This window comes from Candidatus Streptomyces philanthi (assembly GCF_059553635.1).
Genome location: NZ_JCANQV010000568.1, coordinates 1 through 1,706, shown reverse-complemented (window position 1 = coordinate 1,706; position 1,706 = coordinate 1). Strand labels below are relative to the sequence as shown.

Below are 1,706 nucleotides of genomic sequence, written 5' to 3'. Positions count from 1 at the left end.
TGAGACCGTCCGCTTCGCCGACGGCATCCGCACCCTCGCGGCCGAAGACGTGTCGGCCTTCCTCGAAGTGGGCCCGGACGGTGTGCTCACCGCGATGGCCCAGCACACCCTGGACGGCACCGAGGACCAGGTGGTCGTATCGGCCCTCCGCAAGGACCGTTCCGAGGAGTCCGCGCTGCTGACCGCCCTCGCGCGGCTGCATGTGGCGGGCGTGACGGTGGACTGGTCCGGGATCTTCGACGGCACCGGCGCCCGCCGCGTCGACCTTCCCACGTACCCCTTCCAGCACGAACGGTACTGGCCCCGCCCCGCCGCCGTGTCCGGCGACGTGACCAGTGCGGGTCTCCAGCCGGCCGAGCACCCGCTGCTGGGTGTCACGCTCACCCTCGCGGACTCCGGCGAGGTGGTGCTGACGGGCAAGCTGTCGTTGCCGTCGTACCCCTGGCTGACCGACCACACCATGGGCGGCAGCATCCTCTTCCCCGCCGCGGGCTTCCTGGAGCTGGCGATGCGCGCCGCCGACCAGGTGGGCTGCGACCGCGTCGAGGAGTTCGTCCTGATGACGCCGCTGGTCCTCACCGAGGAGCACGCCACCCAGGTCCAGGTGCTGGTCGCGGCCGCCGACGACACGGGGAACCGTCCCCTCTCCGTGTACGCGCGCCCGGACGGCGACCCCGACCACCCCTGGGAGCAGCACGCCAACGGCACGCTGGTCAGCGGCGAGAAGGTCGTGGACTTCGGCCCGCAGGTGTGGCCGCCGCTGGGCGCGGTCGCCGTCGATCTGGAGGGTTTCTACGACGGGACCGGCTACGGCCCGGCGTTCCAGGGCCTGCGCTCCGTCTGGCAGTGCGACGACGGCGCGTACGTGGAGGTGGAGCTGCCGCGTCAGGTCGCCGAGGACGCCGGGGCCTTCGGGCTCCACCCGGTGCTGCTGGACGCCGTACTGCAATCGCGTCGACTGGCCGGCATCGGTACCGCCGGGGACCAGCTCCTGCCGTTCGCCTGGAGCGGCGTGTCGCTGCACGCGGGCGGCGCCTCGACCCTGCGGGCCAAGGTGACCAGGACCGGCGACGACTCGGTGTCCGTCGCGGCCGCCGACGTCGAGGGCGCACCCGTCCTGTCCGTGGAGGAACTCGTCCTCCGGGGCCAGGCAGCCGATGCGCACGCCCTCGCGACAGCACGACGCGGTGCCGGGCGTGACGCGTTGCTGTCCTTGGAGTGGGTGGCGGCTCCGGAGACGGAGGTTGTTGAGGGGCGGTATGTGTCTCTGGGAGCCGATGAGGTCGGTGTCGGGGCGTCGGTCGCGTCCTTGACCGATCTCGCGGCGGATGCGGATCTTGTCGTGGTTCCTGTGTCCGGTGGGGACGGTGAGCTGCCTGGCCGTGCGCATGAGGTGACGGCACACGTTCTGGGTGTGCTTCAGGAGTGGGCCCGCCGGGAGGATCTTGCTGCGTCGCGTCTGGTGTTCGTGACGCGGGGGGCCGTGTCGTCCGGCGACGGTGATCCGGTGGTGGATCTGGCCGGTGCGGCGGCGTGGGGATTGGTGCGTTCGGCGCAGTCGGAGTACCCGGGACGGATCGCGCTGGTGGACCTTCCCGCCGAGGGCGGCGAGTTCGCCTCGGTGGCGACGGCCCTGCCGGGTCTGCTCGCGGCCGGAGACGCGCAGCTGGTGGTCCGCGAGGGCACGGTCCGGGTGGGCCGGCTGA

Annotated in this window: 1 protein-coding gene; it reads left to right on the top strand. The window is 72.3% G+C overall.

What is annotated here, in order from left to right; all coding sequences use genetic code 11:
• The coding region (locus AC51EU_RS30260; RefSeq protein ID WP_496270287.1) for a SpnB-like Rossmann fold domain-containing protein at nt 1-1,706 on the top strand (1,706 nt) is incomplete at both ends.